Source organism: Roseibium aquae, assembly GCF_008711285.1.
Taxonomy (GTDB): Bacteria; Pseudomonadota; Alphaproteobacteria; order Rhizobiales; family Stappiaceae; genus Roseibium; species Roseibium aquae.
In genome coordinates, this window is sequence record NZ_VXDC01000001.1 from 493,930 (window position 1) to 513,355 (window position 19,426).

Annotated in this window: 17 protein-coding genes; 6 read left to right on the top strand and 11 right to left on the bottom strand. The window is 62.1% G+C overall.

Annotated elements, in window-relative coordinates; all coding sequences use genetic code 11:
* Positions 1-644: 644 nt before the first annotated feature.
* A complete protein-coding gene (locus tag F0184_RS02165) occupies positions 645-1,085 on the bottom strand; it encodes a hypothetical protein (protein ID WP_150493975.1) in 441 nt (146 codons plus the stop codon).
* A 588-nt stretch (positions 1,086-1,673) separates the two neighbouring features.
* Here F0184_RS02165 and F0184_RS02170 point away from each other — a divergent pair.
* On the top strand, positions 1,674-1,949 hold the full coding sequence (locus F0184_RS02170; RefSeq protein ID WP_371871033.1) for a GIY-YIG nuclease family protein: 276 nt from the start codon (positions 1,674-1,676) through the stop codon (positions 1,947-1,949).
* 317 nt (positions 1,950-2,266) lie between these two features.
* On the opposite strand, the gene F0184_RS02175 is transcribed toward F0184_RS02170, so the two are convergent.
* The 3 genes from F0184_RS02175 to F0184_RS02185 form a co-directional block, all read right to left on the bottom strand.
* Complete coding sequence (locus F0184_RS02175; protein WP_150493979.1) at positions 2,267-2,521, bottom strand: GIY-YIG nuclease family protein; 255 nt, start codon at positions 2,519-2,521, stop codon at positions 2,267-2,269.
* A gap of 421 nt (positions 2,522-2,942) precedes the next feature.
* Complete coding sequence (gene uvrB / locus F0184_RS02180) at positions 2,943-6,047, bottom strand: excinuclease ABC subunit UvrB (protein ID WP_150493981.1); 3,105 nt, start codon at positions 6,045-6,047, stop codon at positions 2,943-2,945.
* 193 nt (positions 6,048-6,240) lie between these two features.
* The gene (locus tag F0184_RS02185; protein ID WP_150493983.1) at positions 6,241-8,730 is read right to left on the bottom strand and encodes a methyl-accepting chemotaxis protein; all 2,490 of its coding nucleotides are present in this window, start codon (positions 8,728-8,730) and stop codon (positions 6,241-6,243) included.
* Between the two features lie 300 nt (positions 8,731-9,030).
* Here F0184_RS02185 and fumC point away from each other — a divergent pair, with 300 nt between their 5' ends.
* Positions 9,031-10,416, top strand: coding sequence for a class II fumarate hydratase (gene fumC, locus F0184_RS02190; RefSeq protein WP_150493985.1), 1,386 nt, complete (start codon positions 9,031-9,033; stop codon positions 10,414-10,416).
* Positions 10,413-11,327 carry a choline/ethanolamine kinase family protein gene (locus tag F0184_RS02195; RefSeq protein WP_150493987.1) on the top strand — a complete coding sequence of 305 codons (915 nt, stop codon included), beginning with the start codon at positions 10,413-10,415 and terminating at the stop codon, positions 11,325-11,327. The genes fumC and F0184_RS02195 overlap by 4 nt, the downstream gene beginning before the upstream one ends.
* Before the next feature lies 1 nt (position 11,328).
* On the opposite strand, the gene F0184_RS02200 is transcribed toward F0184_RS02195, so the two are convergent.
* The 5 genes from F0184_RS02200 to F0184_RS02215 all read right to left on the bottom strand — a co-directional run bounded on the left by F0184_RS02200 (position 11,329) and on the right by F0184_RS02215 (position 13,719).
* A complete protein-coding gene (locus F0184_RS02200; RefSeq protein ID WP_150493989.1) occupies positions 11,329-12,291 on the bottom strand; it encodes a heparan-alpha-glucosaminide N-acetyltransferase in 963 nt (320 codons plus the stop codon).
* Between the two features lie 24 nt (positions 12,292-12,315).
* Positions 12,316-12,441 carry a hypothetical protein gene (locus tag F0184_RS21000; RefSeq protein ID WP_280176926.1) on the bottom strand — a complete coding sequence of 42 codons (126 nt, stop codon included), beginning with the start codon at positions 12,439-12,441 and terminating at the stop codon, positions 12,316-12,318.
* 143 nt (positions 12,442-12,584) lie between these two features.
* Entirely contained in the window at positions 12,585-12,995 is a 411-nt protein-coding gene (locus F0184_RS02205) for a DUF3775 domain-containing protein (protein ID WP_150493991.1), read from the bottom strand.
* Positions 12,996-13,235: 240 nt separating this feature from the next.
* A complete protein-coding gene (locus tag F0184_RS02210; RefSeq protein ID WP_150493993.1) occupies positions 13,236-13,451 on the bottom strand; it encodes a hypothetical protein in 216 nt (71 codons plus the stop codon).
* A 19-nt stretch (positions 13,452-13,470) separates the two neighbouring features.
* The gene (locus F0184_RS02215) at positions 13,471-13,719 is read right to left on the bottom strand and encodes a hypothetical protein (protein WP_150493995.1); all 249 of its coding nucleotides are present in this window, start codon (positions 13,717-13,719) and stop codon (positions 13,471-13,473) included.
* 274 nt (positions 13,720-13,993) lie between these two features.
* Between F0184_RS02215 and F0184_RS02220 the strand changes: the two genes are divergently transcribed.
* A complete protein-coding gene (locus F0184_RS02220) occupies positions 13,994-15,121 on the top strand; it encodes a hypothetical protein (RefSeq protein WP_208998278.1) in 1,128 nt (375 codons plus the stop codon).
* Between the two features lie 121 nt (positions 15,122-15,242).
* Here the strand turns inward: F0184_RS02220 and F0184_RS02225 are convergent, their stop codons facing one another.
* Together F0184_RS02225 and F0184_RS02230 are read right to left on the bottom strand one after the other, a co-directional pair.
* Entirely contained in the window at positions 15,243-16,718 is a 1,476-nt protein-coding gene (locus tag F0184_RS02225) for a methyl-accepting chemotaxis protein (RefSeq protein WP_150493997.1), read from the bottom strand.
* Positions 16,719-17,073: 355 nt separating this feature from the next.
* Complete coding sequence (locus F0184_RS02230) at positions 17,074-17,568, bottom strand: PAS domain-containing protein (protein ID WP_150493999.1); 495 nt, start codon at positions 17,566-17,568, stop codon at positions 17,074-17,076.
* Positions 17,569-17,697: 129 nt separating this feature from the next.
* Between F0184_RS02230 and F0184_RS02235 the strand changes: the two genes are divergently transcribed.
* Positions 17,698-17,934, top strand: coding sequence for a hypothetical protein (locus F0184_RS02235; protein ID WP_150494001.1), 237 nt, complete (start codon positions 17,698-17,700; stop codon positions 17,932-17,934).
* A 97-nt stretch (positions 17,935-18,031) separates the two neighbouring features.
* Entirely contained in the window at positions 18,032-19,231 is a 1,200-nt protein-coding gene (locus F0184_RS02240; protein WP_150494003.1) for a pyridoxal phosphate-dependent aminotransferase, read from the top strand.
* Positions 19,232-19,426 lie beyond the last annotated feature (195 nt).

A 19,426-nucleotide genomic window follows, 5' to 3' on the forward strand; every position in this document is an offset into this window, starting at 1 on the left:
TCGAAACCCGGGATCCGGGACACCGGTTTCCGCCCCGCCCCCGCCCTCATGCTGAGGAGGCGCGCGCCGTCTCGAAGCACCGGCGGCGCGCTCCGGCGCACGCCGTCTTCCGCCGCGCCTGGCCCCCCGGCCGTCATCCCCGACTTGATCGGGGATCCATACCGTGATGGTGCCCCACGCAGGACCTTGCCGATTGGAACCAGAACGGAATGGATCCTCGGGTCAAGCCCGAGGATGACGAAGTGGGGCTGGGGCTCGGCCAGACCCTCCGCCCTCATGCTGAGGAGGCCGCGCGCCGTCTCGAAGCACCGGCGGCGCGCTCCGGCGCACGCCGTCTTCCGCCCCGCCTGGCCCCCCGGCCGTCATCCCCGACTTGATCGGGGATCCATACCGTGATGGTGCCCCACGCAGGACCTTGCCGATTGGAACCGGAACGGAATGGATCCTCGGGTCAAGCCCGAGGATGACGAAGTGGGGCTGGGGCTCGGCCAGACCCTCCGCCCTCATGCTGAGGAGGCGCGGGTGCCGTCTCGAAGCACCGGCGGCGCGCTCCGGTACCTTCGGCTATCCTTCGAGACAAGCCCCTAGGGACTTCCTCAGGATGAGGCTGGAGGAAGACGGTGGTCCCCCGCTCGCGCAACCCTTTATTTGAGCCAGACCAGATACACCGTGACGCAGGCAAGTCCCGCCAAAAAACCGGCGGGCGCCCCGATCATCGCACCGGCCCGGCGGTTTCGGCATGCGATCGCTCCAACGGCCGCGCCCGCGACAAGACCGGGCGATGCGAGGATCGAAAACAGGATCAGAAGGTCCCAGCCCGTGAAGATACCGCCGATGTCGGACATTGCCGCCCCTTCCGCCCCTTCGCCCTTCAGCGCCGTGGTGCCGCTCTCGATCGTCCGACCGCGGCGCTTTTTCCCGTCTGCCGGGTTCCGGAGGATCCGTTCCACAGTCTGCGTGTTTCCAACGGGAAAGGGAAGACGCGCCCTGGCCACACGGGTCCGGGTCTGGCTGTGCGGCTTCCCGCCCGGAGCACCCAACACGAAAGGCGCCGCGAGGCTCTTCTCCGGCGTTTGGCTGGTCACATCCCCTGCAAGATACAGAGGTGGCGGGACGCGCCAGGCTGTGCCTGCGCATCTGGAGATAAAAAGTGTTTCTTCGGCATGGCCCGACGGCCCCGCCCGGGCTGTTTTGTGCGTTCGGTGGAACCTGATCCGGCCAGGCCATGGCACCTGGGCGTCACCCCCTGTGCCGTAGCCGGCCCAACCGGGAGGCCGCGGTGCTCTGGCTACACAGTCACCGACCGCCCTTCCACGCCGGACCCCGGACAGATTGCGTTACCATCCGTCCGTGAGCCCCCGCCCGATCCGCTCCCCGCCGGGGACGGTCCCCGTGCAAGCCCATGTGAGCGGATGGAGAGAAGTATAGGGGCAGGGCTACGGGAGTGGATAAGATTTTCCTGAGGGTCAGGAGGGGGAGGCGAGCCTGCCTATCTTTCGGGCGTTATTATCCCGCTTGTGAGCCGGCCCCGGACTTGATCGGGGACGGTGTTTCCATGCTTTGGCCCAGTGATTTGGGATCAACCGTCATGACCGGACCTCTCAGCTGTCATCCTCGGGCTTGACCCGAGGATCCATCCCGTTTCCTATCGGCATATGCACAAGCGTTACTGGGTGTACATCCTGACAACGCGCAAGGGCGGCACGCTTTATACCGGCGTGACGAACGATCTCCCGAGACGGTTAAATGAACATATTTCTGGCGCTGGGTCGCAATTTACCAAACGCTACTCAGTCAAACGGCTGATCTGGTATGAAGAACATGAGACGGCGCCTCAAGCAATCGCCCGTGAAAAGGCGATCAAACGCTGGCCACGGAAATGGAAGATCGACCTGATCGAGGACTTGAATCCGGACTGGTTTGATCTCGTTAGGCATCTAAATAGGTGACTTCGTTGGGGCAGGCAGGGCGGCCGGTACTTCCCAACGTCATCCCGGACTTGATCCGGGATCCATACCGTGATGGTGCCTCTGGCAGTGTCCTACCGATTGGCAACAACACGTAATGGATCCAAGGGATGACGGAGTGTGTGTCTGGAGTGCTCGGCACAAACACCACCGTCATTACCCGGCTCGACCGGGTAATCCATACCGTGATGGCGCCCAACGTGGGGCCGTGCCGTTTGGAAGAGGAACGGAGTGGATCCCATGGTCAAGCCATGGGATGACGCGGTGTATGGTGATGGGCTGCGCCACTTGCTCCTTCGTTATCCCGCACGTGATGCGGGATCTTCCCGCTTCCATGCCCGTGGCCAACGTTTCAGCCGTTTTTCCCGGCGGATAGCCTCTTCTGCTGTTTCATAAGTTTCGTAGTAGACCAGCCGGGTCACGTCATAGCGGCGGGTGAAGCTGTCGGCCTGTTTTTCGCGATGCTCATGGATGCGGCGTGCGAGAGTGTTGGTCACCCCGGTGTAAAACGTTCCGTTCTTGCGGCTTGCCAACAGGTACACATAAAACGCCATGCTCTATTGTGAGTGCGATTGGATCCCCGCACAAGGCGGGGATGACCGCTGGGGCGATAGGTACGCTTTGCCAAACACTCGGCCGTCACCCCGGACCGCTCCCAGAGCCTCTTCTTCTGAAAAGCGGCGGGAGGAAGCACCGTCCCGCCCCACACTCAGTCGTCCTTGTGGAGTGCGTTTCCGGGTTCTCATATCCGCCGAACGGCACTGGATGGGCACGGCCCCGCCCCACCCTCTGGCCGTCATCCCCGCCTCCGTGCGGGGATCCATTGGCACCCGTGGGTTGGAAAAGGGGCGCGGCGCAGCGGCTTGGCCGCACGGGCGAACTGTCCTCGGGCCGGTGCGGACCTGTGGATTGGATCCCCCTCGGATCAAGTCCGGGGCAGGCTATCAGGGCGGGGATGACAACCGGGACAAAACCTCACCGCCCCGGCCGCCCACTCTTTTTCGGCCGCCCACGTCGCCGCTTTTCGTCAACCGGGTCTTCATAGGATCCGACGCCGATCTTGCCGCGCGGGGTGTGATGCGGAGCGTCTTCTGCCTGGATGATGGGTGCCGGTTTTTGCGGCAGCGGGCCCTTGGGCATTGGCACTTCGGTGCGGCCGACGGTCATTTCGTCGAGGCTGGGCTTGTGAACCTTTGATTTAGCCGTGGCCGCTGCATTTTTGTTCGCGGGTGCGCCAGAGGCGCGGCCCATGGCCTTATCCTTCGCCGTTTCCTTTTTCTTGCCGGATGCGCCTTCCTTGGTGCCGCCGGCGCCGAACTTCTTGTCGCCCCGGTAGCCGCCGGTTTTCGCATCGACATCCGATTGCCGGGCCATGGCGTCGTCGGCGACGGCCAGTTCCGTTTCCTGCAGGCGCTTGATCTCGTCGCGCAGACGGGCGGCCGTCTCGAAGTCGAGATCGGCGGCGGCGTCGCGCATCTGCTTTTCCAGATCGCCGATATGGGCCTTCAGATTGTGGCCGACCAGCGACCCTTCTTCGGCAAAGCCGGCGTCCACCGTGACATGGTCCTGCTCGTAGACGCTTTGCATGATGTCGCCGATGGAGCGTTTGACGCTTTCGGGCGTGATGCCGTGCTCGGCGTTGTAGGCGAGCTGCTTGTCGCGGCGGCGGTTGGTCTCGGCGATCGCCCGCTCCATGGAGCCGGTCATCTGGTCGGCATAGAGGATCACCTTGCCGTCCACATTCCGTGCCGCGCGGCCGATGGTCTGGATCAGCGAGGTTTCCGAGCGCAAAAAGCCCTCCTTGTCCGCGTCCAGAATGGCGACCAGCGCGCATTCGGGAATGTCGAGGCCCTCGCGGAGCAAGTTGATGCCGACCAGCACGTCGAACGCGCCGAGGCGCAAATCGCGCAGGATCTCGATGCGCTCCAGCGTGTCGATGTCAGAATGCATGTAGCGCACGCGCACGCCGTTTTCATGCAGGTATTCGGTGAGGTCCTCGGCCATCCGCTTGGTGAGGGTGGTGACCAGCGTGCGGTAGCCCTTGGCGGCGACCGCGCGCACCTCGCCCAGTAGATCGTCGACCTGGGACGTTGCCGGGCGGATGTCCACCGGCGGATCGATCAGGCCGGTCGGGCGGATGACCTGTTCGGCAAAAACACCGCCGGCCTCTTCCATTTCCCAGGAGCCCGGGGTCGCCGACACCGCGATGGATTGCGGCCGCATAGCGTTCCATTCCTCGAAACGCAGCGGCCGGTTGTCCATGCAGCTTGGGAGACGGAAGCCGTATTCCGCCAAGGTGGCCTTGCGCCTAAAATCGCCGCGGTACATGGCGCCGATCTGCGGAATGGTCACATGGCTCTCGTCGGCGAAGACGAGGGCGTTGTCGGGCAGATATTCGAACAGGGTGGGGGGCGGCTCGCCGGGCTTGCGGCCGGTGAGATAGCGCGAATAGTTCTCGATGCCCGCGCAGGACCCGGTCGCCTCCAGCATTTCCAGATCGAACATGGTGCGCTGTTCCAGCCGCTGGGCCTCCAGCAGGCGGCCATGGGCGTGCAGCTCTTCGAGGCGGCCCCTTAGCTCGGCCTTGATCGACTTGACGGCCTGCTGCAGCGTCGGTTTCGGCGTCACATAGTGCGAGTTGGCATAGATCTTCACCGACTTCATCTCGCCGGATTTGTGCCCCGTCAGCGGATCGAACTCGGTGATCGCCTCGATCTCGTCGCCGAACAGGGAAATCCGCCAGGCGCGGTCCTCATAGTGGGCGGGGAAAATCTCGATCGTGTCGCCGCGCACCCGGAAGGTGCCGCGCTGGAACGCGGCGTCGTTGCGCTTGTATTGCAGGGCGACGAGATCGGCGATCAGCTGGCGCTGGTCGATGCGCTCGCCCACCTCGATGGCGAAGGTCATCGCCGTGTAGGTCTCGACCGAGCCGATACCGTAGATGCAGGACACCGAGGCGACGATGATGACGTCGTCCCGTTCCAGCAGCGCGCGGGTGGCCGAGTGGCGCATCCGGTCGATCTGCTCGTTGATCGAGGATTCCTTCTCGATATAGGTGTCGGTGCGCGGGACGTAGGCTTCCGGCTGGTAATAGTCGTAGTATGAGACGAAATACTCAACCGCATTGTCCGGGAAGAACGACTTGAACTCGCCGTAAAGCTGGGCGGCCAACGTCTTGTTCGGCGCCAGGATCAGCGCCGGGCGCTGAGTGCGCTCGATCACCTGTGCCATGGTGTAGGTCTTGCCCGACCCGGTCACTCCGAGCAGCACCTGGGTCTGTTCTCCGGCCTCGATGCCCTCCACCAGGTCGGCGATCGCGGTCGGCTGGTCGCCCTTGGGCTCATAGCTGGAAGCGAGCCTGATCGGCACGCCGCCTTCGGATTTGGCGGGGCGTTCCGGCCGGTGCGGCACCCACAACTCGCCGTTCTTGTGCAGCGGGTTGCCGCTTTCGATCAGCGCCGACAGGGCCTCGACGGTGGCCGTCGCGCCCTGGTTGCCCCCCAGTTCGCCATAGCGGCCGTCGGCGGCGGATTTTTTCTTGTTGTCCTTTTTGTGCTGCTTGAGCCTGGCTTCTAGCGCCTCGGCCTCCTCCAGCGACATGTCCAGGCCGGCCACGGGATTAAGACCGCCGGCGGCCCGTTCGCGCGCCGTGTCTGCCTTGCCCATGCTCGTTCCGCGCGATGAGCGCGCCGGGGCGGCTGTGCCGCGCGCCTTCGCCCCCTTCGGCGACAGCTTCGCCTTGCGGCCTTCCTCGACATTCGCCGCAACAGACCCGTCGCCGCCAGCCCGCTCGCGCTCCCTCGACGACGTTCGCGCCGTGCGTCTCGCCGAGCCCGGCGCCCCGGGCGCCAGATCCTCCGCCGTCGCCGGATCCTTGATCTTCGACTTGGATTTGGGAGGTGTCTTTTCCGCTTCCTCGGCGATCTGCCCCTCGATTTCCTGGGCCCAATCGCTGATCGGGCCGGAGAGGGGCGCGCCGGAGAGGGGCTTTTGCGGCGCCTCACCAAACCCGCCGGGCTGGCGCGTGTCCGGATCGATCTCCGCGTCGGCCGGGGCGGATTTGGACGTCTTGCTGCTCATGGGCGGCAATATGGTCCGAGTCCGGGCGGGAGGAAAGGGGGCTGCTACAGGAAAGCAAGTGGTTTCCTGACAGAACCTGTCACTTGATTTTTTCCCCGGGGCTCCTGCCCGAAGGTGACCGCCTGGAGATTCCCGTTGCGTGCCTGAAGCGCCACCCAACCGCCCGGTGCCTGCTGTTTTAAGCGTGCACCTACTAAGCCGCCGCGACGTCCTGGAGGAAGCGGTCGATCCGGGAGGTCACGCTTGCGAGCTGGCGCGTTGCCTCGTCACTGATCTGTTCCACTTTTCGCGCCGAATCGCTGGTCTGGCCGGACCCTTCGGCCAGGGCGTCCATCGTGTCCGTGACGCTGCTGGTCTGCCGCGCGGCTTCCGTCACATTGGCGGATATCTCGGACGTCGCGCTGCCCTGCTGATCGACCGAGGCGGCCATGGCCGCCGCCGTTTCATTGACCGATTCCATCATTGTCATGATCGCGGCTATGGCATCGACGGCGGTTGCGGTCGATTGCTGGATCTCGCCGATCTGACTGGAAATCTCGTCCGTGGCGGTCGAGGTCTGGGTCGCCAGTTCCTTGACTTCCGCCGCGACGACGGCGAAGCCCTTGCCCGCCTCGCCGGCCCTGGCGGCCTCGATGGTGGCATTGAGGGCCAGCATGTTGGTTTGGGCGGCGATGGCCTGGATGAGTTGCACGACGTCGCCGATCCGGTCCGCAGCCGTGGACAGGCCCCGGATCTGGTCGTTCGACAGGCGGGTCTGGCCCGTTGCGTCCTCCACCTGGTCGAGCGTGTTGCGCACCTGGCGGCCGACCTCCTGCACCGAGCTTGTCAGTTCCTCGGTGGCGGCCGCAACCATTTGCACATTGCCGCTGGCGTGGCGCGAGGCCGAACCCACGTCCTGGGTTCGCGTGGTCGTGGCCTGGGCGATGGCGGCCAGATGCTCGGCGGTTTCGTCAAGCTGCCTCATGTTGCCGCTGACGGCGTCGAGCGCGGTTTCGATATCACGCCGGAACTCCGCGACCAGCGCGTCGATGGCGGCTTGGCGTTCGCGGGCTGCCCGGGTGCTCACAAGGGTTTCCTGCTCCAGGCGCAAACGTTCCTTCTCGCGCGCGCTGAAAGTGCCAATGGCACGGGCCATGTCGCCAATCTCGTCGCTCCGGCCGGCGGAGCTCAGGTCCAGTTCCGTGTTGCCTTCCTTGAGGCTCAGCATGGCGGCGGTCAGTGTCCGGATCGGACGGATGATGGCCGACGACACCAGCAGCGCCAGCGCCACGCCAAGGATGAGGGCGACCACCAGGGTCAGGGAAATCTGCGTCTTGGCGGCGCTGGCCGCGGCGGCCGCTTCGGTCCCCGCGCTGGCGCTGATCGCAACCGCGCTCCGGGTCAAGTCTTCCGCAGCTGCGGAAAATGCCCGGTCGCTGGCCATCTGGGCCTCGGTGGCGGCCACGAGCGTCAGGAAGGCGTCCTCGATTTTCGGGAGTTGCTCATTGCCGTTCCGCACCGCGTCGTTCAACGGACCGGTCAGCAGGTCGGCTATGGTTTTCTCGGGGGTTTCCTTGACCGTTGCGGCACGGACCTCTTCCAGGGTGTCCAGAATGGCCTTCGCCTTGGTCATGTAGGCTGCGAACGCGTCGGTCGCGTCCTGTCCGGGTCTGGTGAGATAATCCGCATAGGCGCTCCGGCTGCCGATCACCTCACGGGAAAAACCCTGCATGTAGGTGGATAGCAGCGCCAGGCTGGCAGTGCCGCGTTCGAAGGCGCGCAGGTCTTCGGTCAGTTCGTCCATGGGCTTGTCAGCGGCCTGGCCAATCGCTTGCGCCAGTCTGTCCAGCTCGCGGACCGCCGGTTCGAACGTGTCGGCCCAGACCGGTTCCGCATCGGCCGGCGGTTCCTGGCCGGCCATGTCCTTGACGGCAGACTGAAAGGCCTTCGATGCCTTGAGGTAGGATTTCGCGGCTTCGTCCACCTCGTCCGTCTTGATGGCCCTGCGAACGGCCTTGACGTCTTTTTCGGCATCTTTCGCGAGATCGATCAGGGCCTTTGCCCGGTCCTCGGTGGGCGAGGCGAGGAACGCGGCGGCATCCTTTTCGGCCAGCACGACCGCGATTTGAAGATCGCTCAGCCGGGGCGGGATTTTTGACAGGTTATTGCGCCGGCCCTCGTTGTGGAGCGCCTTGCCCGCGAGGTTGATTTCAAGCGCTTTGAGTTGGTCGAACGCCGAAGCCGTCTCGTCCACAACCCGGCTCGTCATCTGGTCGAGATCCGCGACAATACCTTCGCGCGCTATTCTGTTGGCGGCAAAACTGTCGAACCCTTTTTCCAGATCCGCGACGATCGTTTGCAAGCGCGCGCTTTCCTGGGGCCTGTCGGCCGCAAGGTCCGTGGCCTGGCCGAACAGCAACCCGATATCGGCACGTACGGTGTTCGCCAGTTCCGGCTGACCGGATTGTTCGAACTCGTGGGCCCCGGTCAAAAGGCCGGGCACCGTTCCAAGCAGGGCACTTGCCTTCGAGGCGGCTGCCACGGATGTATCGACCTGATTGGCGGTCATCAGGCCACCGGCCCCAACGCCAATGGCGCACAGCAACATCAAGCCGAATCCGGTTCGCAGCAGTGTTTTTATCGGCCAGTTGCGGATCGAGAAAAGACCAACCAAGGAAAGTGTTCGTGCAACTCTGTTTGTCATGAAACTAAGCCAATAATTGTCCGGGCCAAAGGTCGTGCACCGCGTTTTTCATCCGGTGATGAATGTTAATAGTGTTCCGAAAACTCTAACAATTTCCGAATTCGATTTCGGATAGATGCCCAAATTCAGGGCGGTGGTATTCAAAGTTTACGCAATTCGGCGTGTGTTTTTTGAAAATGCACGCCTGTGGTCCGGTGCGCGAGCGGCGGGGAAAGGACGGTTGTCCGGTTTGATCCCTTGTGAAATCCGTCAGAATCCCGAACTTGGGGTCTGGGCCCAATCACAGCGGGAGACACGCATATGCGGACCGAAACGGACAGCCTTGGTGCCATCGACGTTCCCGGCGACCGGTATTGGGGCGCGCAGACGCAGCGGTCGCTGAAATACTTCTCGATCGGCACGGATCTGATGCCGGTGGAAATCGTGCACGCCTTTGGCATCCTGAAGCGCGCGGCGGCGGAAGTGAACCGCGATCTCGGGCACTTGCCGCCGCAGATCTGCGATCTGATCGTGGCCGCGGCCGGGGAGGTGAGCGCCGGACAATTGGATGACCATTTCCCCTTGCATGTCTGGATGACCGGCTCGGGCACGCAGACCAACATGAATGTCAACGAGGTGATCTCGAACCGCGCCATCGAGATGGCAGGCGGGCAGATGGGGTCCAAGACGCCCGTCCACCCGAACGACCATGTCAACATGTCCCAGTCGTCCAACGACACGTTCCCGACCGCCATGCACATGGCGGCGGCGATGCACACCACGCAGCGTTTGCTGCCAGGGTTGAAGCATCTGAGCGCGGCGTTGAACGCCAAGGCCGAGGCCTGGGCGGAGATTGTGAAGATTGGCCGGACACATATGCAGGACGCGACGCCCCTGACGCTCGGTCAGGAGTTTTCCGGCTATGTGGCGATGCTGGACGAGGGGATCCGGCGCATCGAATGGGCGCTGGAGGATGTCCATGCCCTGACACTGGGCGGCACGGCGGTCGGCACCGGCATCAATGCGCCGGTCGGGTTCGCGGAACGCGCGGCTGAGCGGATCGCGGCGCTGACGGAGCTGCCGTTCCGCAGCGCGCCCAACAAATTCGCAACCCAGGGCGGCCATGATGCCTTGAGCGCGCTGCATGGCAGTTTCAAGACTGTCGCGGGGACGCTCTACAAGATCGCGAATGACATCCGGCTTTTGTCGTGCGGTCCGCGCTGCGGCTTCAACGAGCTGATCATACCGGCCAATGAGCCCGGCTCCTCGATCATGCCGGGCAAGGTCAATCCGACCCAGTGCGAGGCCCTGGCCATGGTGGCGGTGCAGGTCATGGGCAATGACGTGACCGTCGGCATGGCCGCCGCGGGGGGGCTGCTCGAGATGAACGTCTACAAGCCGGTGATGATCAACGCGGTCCTGCAATCCATCCGGATCCTGGGGGACGGTGCGCGCAATTTCGCCGATTTTCTGGTCGAGGGCACCGAGCCGAACACCAAACAGATTGCCGCCTATGTCGAGAACTCGTTGATGCTGGTCACCGCGCTTTCGCCGGTGATCGGCTATGACAAGGCGAGTCACGCGGCTCATCATGCTTTCGAACATGATCTCAGCCTGCGGCAGGCCTGTCTGGATCTGGGCTATGTGAGCGGGGCGCAGTTCGACGAAATCGTCGATCCCAAGAAGATGCTGGGACCGATTGCGTGACCGGGACACCGATCATGATCGCTTCAGGTGCCCCGCCGGGGGGCCGTGCGCCGCAGGATTGCCCGGATGCACAGGCCGTCGGGCGGGCCTTTGCCAAGTGCCCGGATCTGGCCGGCATCACCGGGGGCATTGTGTCGGTCCAACGGCTGCCCGGATTGAGCAATCAGGTGTTCCGGCTCACTTCGGAGCGTGGCGTTTTTGTGCTGAGGCTGCCGCATGCCGGGCGACCCGCCTTGACCGACCGTTGGGCCGAACTGGAGAACCTGCGTCTGGCGGCCGGCATTGGCCTGACGCCCGCGCCCCTGTTCGCGGATCCGGGCAGGGGTCTTTTGCTTCTGCCGGAGGTGGCCGGGACGCCCGGCCGGCCGGAGCCTGCGCAGTTGGGCGAGGTCTTGAGCCGCCTTCATGGCGCGCGGTTTCAGTTTGCCAATCGCCGGGAACTCGCGCCCTGGATTGCCCGGTTGCGCGCTCTGGTGCGCGCGCGGCCGGATCCTGAGGGTCTCTTGAAACGGCTTGAGCGCCTGGCCACACGTGTGGAGGGGAAGGGAGCGGCGGGGTCCTCGGTTTTCGTGCCGTCGCATTGGGACATCATACCCGGCAATTGCCTTCTGACACCGGACGGGCCGGTCCTGATCGACTGGGAGTATTCGGCTATGGGGCCGCCGGCGTGGGATCTTTCCTATGCGGTGCTGGAACTCGACTACACCGCCGAGGAGGAGCGGACGCTGTTGGCCGCATATCGACAGACGGGTGGGGCGCCGGTCGGCGAGGCGGATGTTCAGGCCATGAAAGCGGTCTGCGACGTGGTCTCGGCGCTCTGGGCCCTCGGTCAGGCGGACGCGATGGACCCTGCAGCGCCGCTCGGCCGGTTTGCCCTGCACCGGATCGAAAGAGCGGAGCGTCTGTTCTGATTCACCGGCCGGGGCCGGACCCGGTTTGGTCGGCGAGGCACAGCCCGTACTGCTCGTTCATGGCGGCCCGCAATCCAGGATCGAACGGGTCGTCCAGCAGGGGCTCCCACGTGCCGGCTGCCTTCAGGCCGCTGATGGTGCACTGGCATGCGGCCGCGCAGTCAAGCGCGGCGCCCTCGGTGCGCTGGCAGCTTTGCGTGCAGGAGGTCTTGAACTGGGTGGTCGCGCGATCTGGCAGGACACCGATCCAGATGGGCAGATACAATAATCCGAATAGAATTGGCTGGTGCACGAGATAGATGAGAAGAGACCGGCGGCCCAGCATCCGCAGCCCGCGTCCGGCCCGGGTCTCCATGGAAATGCCCGCCAGGCGGGGCCGCAGCCGCCGCCAGAGCGGACTTTGCGCAACGGCGACACCCAGAAACAGAACGCCGCTCCACGGCGCCACCGGAACATAGTCGACGCTGCCGAAATCGGGCGTCCCCAAGCCGGTCCAAAGCCAAGCCTGACCGTTAAAGACATAGCTGCCCGCCCACAGCGGCAGCGTGAGCATCACGGCGGATGCGGCAAGGCTGATCAGCCAGGGTGCCTGAAGCAGGGGAAGCGCAAGCAGGCCGCTCAGGAATATCGCATGAAGAATGCCGAAACGGACAAAGCTGTCGCCGAAGACGAAGTAGGTGCCAAGGCTGACCCCTACGGCCGCGAACAGCAAAACCAGCTTTGTTCTGGCGAGCGCTTTCCAGCGGATCCCGGTGCCATGGGCCAGGACCAGCGTCACGCCGGACAAGAACAAGAAACTGGCGGCGATGCCACCGGCGAATGCCCGCCATCCGGAGCCGGTGGCGACAGGCCAGCCGACCAGGCCGAACCAGCTCAGGTCCCAGGAGAAATGGTAAACAACCATCGCGATGATGGCGATGCCACGGGCGCCATCAAGTGCGACAAGCCTTTTTGTGCGGGCCAAGGGGCGTGGAACTTCCGTCGTTTGTCAGTTGGCAAAGGCAAGCACAAGCGAGCTCAAAACGACCGCGACAGCCATTGCCCCGCCAACGATCGGCCACGGGGAGGGCCGGTCCGAAGCCAGCCCATCGGATTTTGGATCATTTTGAAGCATGGGTTCTAGCCCTCCTCGAGCAGGTCCAAACCACTTCCAAGGTGAGGAGGGTGGCCCAATTCCCGCGCCGCGAAAAGAGGTTTACGAGAAGTTAAGCCCATTATCCAGAGGCGAGTGCCCTGCTGTTGACAGATCGGGGGGCTTCAAAGCTCCAACGCGTCGAGTCCGGCTTCCAGATAGTCCGCCAGCATCGGCATGCCGAGAAGGTATTTCGCCGTCGATCCTTCGGCGCGTTCGCGCGCTTCTTGTGCGGCCTGCTCGAAATCGCCGGCCTCGAAGTCTCCGCGTCCGATCCATGTGACCGCGACCAGTTCCGCGGCCTCATCGACATTCAAGTCCTCGATCAACTCGCGGAGTTCTTCTTCCGACATGTCGTCGGCTTCTTCTTCGGCCAAACCGTCGTGATGATGGCCATCGGTCAGCGTTTGCTCATCGAATTCGATCTCGCCGTCATGCCCATCTTCGAACGTATCCTCGAGGGCTGTCGCCGCCGCGCGGGCCTTTTGTGCGAACATGCGGATCGTGTCAGCGGACAGGGTGAGGTCGACGGCCATGAAATATCTCCCGGAAAGGGTGCTTTTATCGGTCGAACAGACTGGGCTTGCAACAGCAAGCTGGCGTTTTCCGCGACTTCTTCTGGTGCGCACAGGCTGTTCGTTTCCCCACTATTCCGGGTGGCGGGGCATCTGTGCAATGAGTTTTGTCAAGGCCGGGAACCGGGCTTGCAGATCCGGGAAGCGCGGCGGTCGTTTTTGGCCAAGGGCCTGCTTGGAGCGGGCTTGGGCAAACCGGGTTCACGAATTGCGCGGACCGGGTGCGTCCACCGCGGGTTCGGTGATCTGCGGAAGGGCCGAACCGGCCGGGGCCGGTTTGAAACTGTCCGCATTTGCCAAGGCGGCTGCGCCGATCAGGGCGAGGGCCAGAAAAAGCCCCAATCCAATGGCGGCGAGGAGTTGCCGAACACCGGTCTTGTCCGGCGCGATGCGGTTGGGATCCTTGAAGACCGGCATTGTTCCGCCTCCTGCCATGTTACAACGTTTGCTCGGTGGGCGCCTGCCGTGAGGCGCGGACGGCGGGAAGCGATCGGCGGGGCTCTGTGGGAAAGACCAGACTGCCGGCGCGTTTCGCCAGGTGAAGCGTCAAGGTTCCCATGCCGAACAGCAACGCGATCAGTCCCGCCAGCACCAGTCTTTCGGCAAACACGAGGTCGGTCGCGGTGAAGAGCACCAAAACGGTCGCAATTCCCGTTGCAGTGAGAACCGGGATCAAATCACTCATTCTCTTGGATCGAAACCGTCTGGCTTGCGTCATGGCCGCTGTCTCTCGTGTTGATCTGAAAAAGACACTGACAAGCCATTTGGACCGGATGCGGACCGGATTCGGGCCACAGGGGACTCATTTCGTGACAGGATTGTGGCCGGGTGGTTGAGCTGTTTCAGAAATCCGGAGCGGGGCAAATTGGACCGGTTGTCTTCATAAACTCTCAGTGTTTGTGCGTTTACTCTGCCACTCGGATACTTCCATCCAGATCCATGTGTTTCGAGTAGGCGGCATGACGATCGACGCAGCTAAAACGCGCGCAACACCCGAAAAAACGGCAAGAGATATCGAGACCTCCGCACCGGCTGGAGATGGCGCCGTTTTCCCTGCGTTGTCGCTCGCCGGACTGCAGTTTTTCTTTGCCGATATCAAGCGCAAGACGATCATCTGGAACGAAAACGGATCACAGAGTTTCGACAGCGAAATCAAGGACCTTCAACAGGCTCCCTCGACCGAGGCACTGCGCCTGCTGACACCTGAAGACCGCAAGAACATCCTGCGTCTGATCCAGGGGGCCGTGCGGGACGGGAAAGCGGGCCCCTTTGACGTCGGGGGCGGGCCCGACCACCGCATTCCCGGTATTCCCCTGATGGCCTATCGCTACGAGATGCCCGATGGCCGCATGCTTGCCATCTGCTTTCCGTCCCTCGGCGAGGACGATGGCAATCCTGGCCAGATCGTGCTTGGACTTGCGCCCATCCTGCAGCATTTCGTGCAAAGTTCGAGCCGGATTGTCCTGCTGATCGACAATTTCGGCTATGTGCGGTTCGCCAGCGACGGCTTCGTGAAAAACTTCCAGATCGAGGATGCGCGTATGATCCTCGGCCGCAACATCGCCCATATCCAGAACAGGGTCGGGCGGACGATTGTTTCATTGGCCATCGCCGCCCTCACGCGCCGTGCCAGCGCCACGGGGCGGGGCAAATTCCTGCTCGCCAATTCCGATAGCCTCGACCTGAAATACGATGCCATGTATTTCCGCATTGGCGGAAGCATCGGCGGTGTCCTGTTTTCCGCCGGACACATTGGCGGCGATGTCGATTTTGCCAAGGTTTTCGAGTTGTGCAGCGCGCCCATGCTGGTGGTGTCGATCAAGAACCGGATGATCCTGGCCGCGAACACCGCCGCCATGAAAACCTATCACCTGTCGACCGAAACCATTGACGCTCAACCGATCACCGAAACGTTGCTTCACCCCAGAAGCTATGCCGCGCTGCTGGATGCCGCGCGAAGCAAGGCCGAGGTGCCGCAATCGGTCGTGGTCAACAGCCTGAACGGGCAATCCAAGAAAAAGCGGATAAAGGCCAGCCTGATCGGTTCAGACAAGGACGGCAAGCTGGTTCTCGAAGCCCGGTCCTGAGGGCCAATCCGGACGGGCTGTGCCTGTCCGGATGTTTCGGGGACTGACCTTCGACAAGGCCCGGCCCGGCATACATCACGCTTGCCGCGTGGCCGGCGACCTGCCGCCATTCTCCGCAGGGTCAGCGGCTGCGCAAGAACGCTTCGATCTGCGAGTTCGACTGCTTGATACCGTCAACCTGGGCGACAATCTCACGAACGCCGCGCGCGTGCACCGTGGTTGTCTCGCTGGCGTGCGTCACTCCGGAAATCGCCCGCGCGACTTCCTGGGCCGCGGCGTGCTGCTGGGTCATGGAGGCGGCGACGGCGGCCGAATGCTCGTCCATGTTGGCAATCACACCCATGATCGACTGGATCGCGGTCAGCGCCTCGGTGGTTTCCTTCTGCATGGCCTCGATCTGGGCGCCGATCTGGTCTGTTTCGCGCGTTGTTTGCTCGGAGAGTTCCTTCACCTCCGCTGCGACAACCGCAAATCCGCGTCCCGCATCTCCGGCGCGGGCGGCTTCGATCGTCGCATTCAGCGCCAGCAGCTTGGTTTGATCGGCAATGGCCTGGATTGTTGCCATCACGGACCCGATTTGCTCGGACGCCGCTTTGAGTGTGCTGATTTGCCCGGCCGCCGACTGGGCCCGGTTAAGCGCATCACGGGAAATCTTGGCCGCTTCGTCCATACGGTTTGAGATTTCGGAAATCGAGGCCGTCATTTCTTCGGCAGCGGAGGTGACCGAGGTTGCCTGGCTCTTGGCCGAGTCCGCGATTGTGATCATCTCCCCGGCGGTATGGGTCAGGCCGTCGGCAATGCCGTTCATGGCCTCAACCACACCGGTTACCTGTTCGGCGACTTGAACCTGATCCGAGATCACCGACCACGTCAGCATGGGGCCAAGATACCCGCCGCTGTCGTCCATGATCGCCGAAATGTCGAGGCGCAAATACTCGGGACCGAGTTTGATGTTCGCCCGCCAGGGGAGCTTTGACGGGTCCTTCAGGATCCGTTGCTGGTGTCCCGGGTTCTTGTGAAAGATGTCGATGGACTGGCCCCGAAGCTCGGACGCGCGAATGGGCAAATGTTCCTCGAGCGGTTGGAGCGTTTTGATGCTCGTCTCATTGACATAATTGATCTTGAACGTGTCCGGGTCACAGGTCATCACATTGATCGGCATCTTGTCGATCATCTGCAAGAGCCGCTTCGCCTCGCGGTCCGCTTTCACCTTTTCGGTGATGACATTCCAGACAAGAACAGCCTTGTGGTAGGTCCCTTTCGAGTCAAAGAGCGGCGAGATGTTCAATTCGAGGACCTCTTCCCCGAGATTGATTTTGGCTTCGTGCGGCAGGTTTTTTGCGTCCGCCAACAGACGCCTCTGATGTGTCGGATGCTTGTGAAAAACGTCGATCGACGTTCCCACGATCGTGTCCGCCGAGACCGAGAGCAGATGCTCGATCGTGCGCAGCAGTTCGATGGACGCCCGGTTCGCGTAATCTATGCGGAAGTCCTTGATGTCACATGTCATCACGGCTGTGGGAAGGGCGTCCAGAACACCGGTTGCCTCAAAATTGGCGGACTTCATCAAGCCCAGGCCAGAAAACATTTTGCTCATGACGGATCGGGTCCTTTCGACACCCACGAGGACGGCGTGTCTCGGTGTTTGGATGTGGTGGTTTTGCGCGTATCGAATGATCGCGGCTCAGCGCTCAAAAACCACGGACTTGGCTACGTCAAAATCCCCAAATGGGAAGGGGCGTCCCGCCAAATTTTCTATCGTGAAAATTCTTTTAAACGATCTTGATAAACCTATATTCACCTAAAAAAATAAGTAAAATATCTCGAATTTAGGGTTTTTATTTAAAAATATTGGGATTACTGCAGTTGAAGCATTCAATATACATCCGAAATTGTCCCCTTGTTATCTCGCTGTAGCGAGCGCACCGCTGGGCGAAAACTGACAATAACCGTCAAATCTGGAACAGTCCCGGCACTTCATTCTCTGTTGACGGGAGGCGGGGTTTAAACCGGGTTGCAAGACTGTTGCCGGGACGACCCCTGCGGCGCACCGCTTCGCGTTCAAACGCGATGAAACCGGCCAAGCTGCCATTGTCCGACAACAGCGGACGGACATCCACCTCGCAATAGTAGAGTTCACCGCAGCCGCGACGGTTCTTGATGACCCCCTGGAACCTCTGCGCTTTCCGCAAGCTCTTGCCGAAATCCCGGAGGGTTGACGAGCTGGTTTCCCGGGTCTGGAGCATGCGCGGAGAGCGGCCGATAATTTCGGTCCGCTCAAATCCGGTCATCTCCGTGAAGGCGCGATTGACGTAGCCGATCCATGGTCCGGGGTAGTCCAGTTCCGCGTCCGTAATCGCCACCGCTGTGTTCAAGGTCTCCGCCATCGAGATCAAGAGTTCAATGTTCGCGATCTTCAGCATCGGGGTTGGAAGAGGGAAATTCATGGATCGTTAATCTTTTCCAATGGCGAAAGGCCGCTGTTTCGTGGAAGCGCCGATGATGCTTGATGGAAATAAACGAAAGCTTAAGACTTTTGACGGCCTGTGGACCTACCGAAAAAACAGGACAAGCCAATGTTCAAAGATACTCGCTGTGCACACCCCCCGGCCTACACACCGGGCAATTCCATCATGTGTGAGGACATGGTTGGAAACGGACTTGCCGGACAGTTTTCCAAACTCGAAAACGACGGGAACAACATGCGCGACCAGGCGGAGCGGATACGTGTTCTGGTTGAGCGCCTGAAGTCCAACGCGTTCGTCAACCAGTGTTCGGAGCTGTTGCAGACGGTTCAGCGCTCGACGAAGTAGGTTTTCTCACGATTATTGACGGTCACAGACTTGTCACGGAAGGCGCGCGGATCTACGGTCCGCGCGCTTTTCTTTTCCCATTCCCACGGAGGACAAAATGGGCTTTCTCGCAGACGCTCTGGATCGTGTTCAACCCTCTGCCACGATCGCCGTCACAAACAAGGCGCGCGAGCTGAAAGCCGCCGGGCGCGATGTGATCGGCCTGGGGGCCGGAGAACCGGATTTCGATACCCCGGAAAACATCAAGCAGGCGGCGATTGCCGCGATCAATGCGGGCAAGACCAAATACACGGCCGTTGACGGTATCCCCGAGCTGAAGGAGGCGATTGCCGCCAAGTTTCAGCGCGAAAACGGACTGACCTACGCGGCCAATCAGATCACCGTGGGAACGGGCGGCAAACAGGTCCTGTACAATGCGCTTGTCGCCACCCTGAATCCGGGCGACGAGGTCATCATCCCGACGCCGTATTGGGTGAGTTATCCCGACATGGTGCTGATGGCAGGCGGTGAGCCGGTGATCGTCGAGGCGGACAAAGCCACATTCAAGATCCGCCCGGAAGCCCTGGACGCGGCGATCAGTTCGCGCACCAAGTGGGTGATCTTCAATTCCCCGTCCAATCCCTCCGGGGCCGCCTACACGGAGGCGGAATTGAAGGCGATCTGCGCGGTGCTCAAAAAGCACCCGCACGTCTGGGTCATGACCGACGATATGTATGAGCATCTCGTCTATGACGACTTCAAGTTCACCACCCCGGCCCAGGTTGCGCCTGAGCTGTATGATCGCACGCTGACGGTCAACGGCGTGTCCAAGGCCTACTCCATGACCGGCTGGCGGATCGGCTATGCGGGCGGGCCGGCGGACCTGATCAAGGCCATGGCCAAGGTTCAGTCGCAGTCGACGTCCAATCCCTGCTCGATTTCCCAGTGGGCGGCGGTCGAGGCGCTGAACGGGTCGCAGGACTTCATTCCCAAGAACAATGAAGTGTTCAAGGCACGGCGTGATCTGGTCGTGTCCATGCTGAACCAGGCCAAGGGCATCACATGCCCGACGCCGGAAGGCGCGTTTTATGTGTTCCCGTCCTGCGCGGGAACGATCGGCCGCACGGCGCCCTCGGGCAAGGTCATCGCAAATGACGAAGACTTTGTGACCGAGCTTCTGGAAACCGAAGGGGTTGCCGTTGTTCACGGGTCGGCCTTTGGTCTGGGCCCGAATTTCCGGATTTCCTATGCCACCGCAACGGAAGCCCTTGAGGAAGCCTGCACGCGGATCCAGCGGTTCTGCGGCAACTTGAAATAACGGATGCCGGAGCATCTCCTGAGCCGATGATTGAAGCGCTCCGCGATCAATCGAAGTTGGAAAAGATGCTTCGCCACCTTGATTGAATGGGCAAGGTTTCCGGTCAGATTGGCGCGCACCGCGCCAATCTGACCGGGCTTTCCCCGGCACCGCTCAGTCCATTGCCGCCCTGGTGAAAACCGGTTGCGGCCAAAC

Excerpts from the sequence above, each read along its gene's own strand:
- F0184_RS02175 (WP_150493979.1), bottom strand. The coding sequence starts at position 2,521 with ATGGCGTTTTATGTGTACCTGTTGGCAAGCCGCAAGAACGGAACGTTT.
- uvrB (WP_150493981.1), bottom strand. The coding sequence starts at position 6,047 with ATGAGCAGCAAGACGTCCAAATCCGCCCCGGCCGACGCGGAGATCGAT.
- F0184_RS02185 (WP_150493983.1), bottom strand. The coding sequence starts at position 8,730 with ATGACAAACAGAGTTGCACGAACACTTTCCTTGGTTGGTCTTTTCTCG.
- fumC (WP_150493985.1), top strand. The coding sequence starts at position 9,031 with ATGCGGACCGAAACGGACAGCCTTGGTGCCATCGACGTTCCCGGCGAC.
- F0184_RS21000 (WP_280176926.1), bottom strand. The coding sequence starts at position 12,441 with ATGCTTCAAAATGATCCAAAATCCGATGGGCTGGCTTCGGACCGGCCC.
- F0184_RS02205 (WP_150493991.1), bottom strand. The coding sequence starts at position 12,995 with ATGGCCGTCGACCTCACCCTGTCCGCTGACACGATCCGCATGTTCGCA.
- F0184_RS02210 (WP_150493993.1), bottom strand. The coding sequence starts at position 13,451 with ATGCCGGTCTTCAAGGATCCCAACCGCATCGCGCCGGACAAGACCGGT.
- F0184_RS02215 (WP_150493995.1), bottom strand. The coding sequence starts at position 13,719 with ATGAGTGATTTGATCCCGGTTCTCACTGCAACGGGAATTGCGACCGTT.
- F0184_RS02220 (WP_208998278.1), top strand. The coding sequence starts at position 13,994 with ATGACGATCGACGCAGCTAAAACGCGCGCAACACCCGAAAAAACGGCA.
- F0184_RS02225 (WP_150493997.1), bottom strand. The coding sequence starts at position 16,718 with ATGAGCAAAATGTTTTCTGGCCTGGGCTTGATGAAGTCCGCCAATTTT.
- F0184_RS02230 (WP_150493999.1), bottom strand. The coding sequence starts at position 17,568 with ATGAATTTCCCTCTTCCAACCCCGATGCTGAAGATCGCGAACATTGAA.
- F0184_RS02235 (WP_150494001.1), top strand. The coding sequence starts at position 17,698 with ATGTTCAAAGATACTCGCTGTGCACACCCCCCGGCCTACACACCGGGC.
- F0184_RS02240 (WP_150494003.1), top strand. The coding sequence starts at position 18,032 with ATGGGCTTTCTCGCAGACGCTCTGGATCGTGTTCAACCCTCTGCCACG.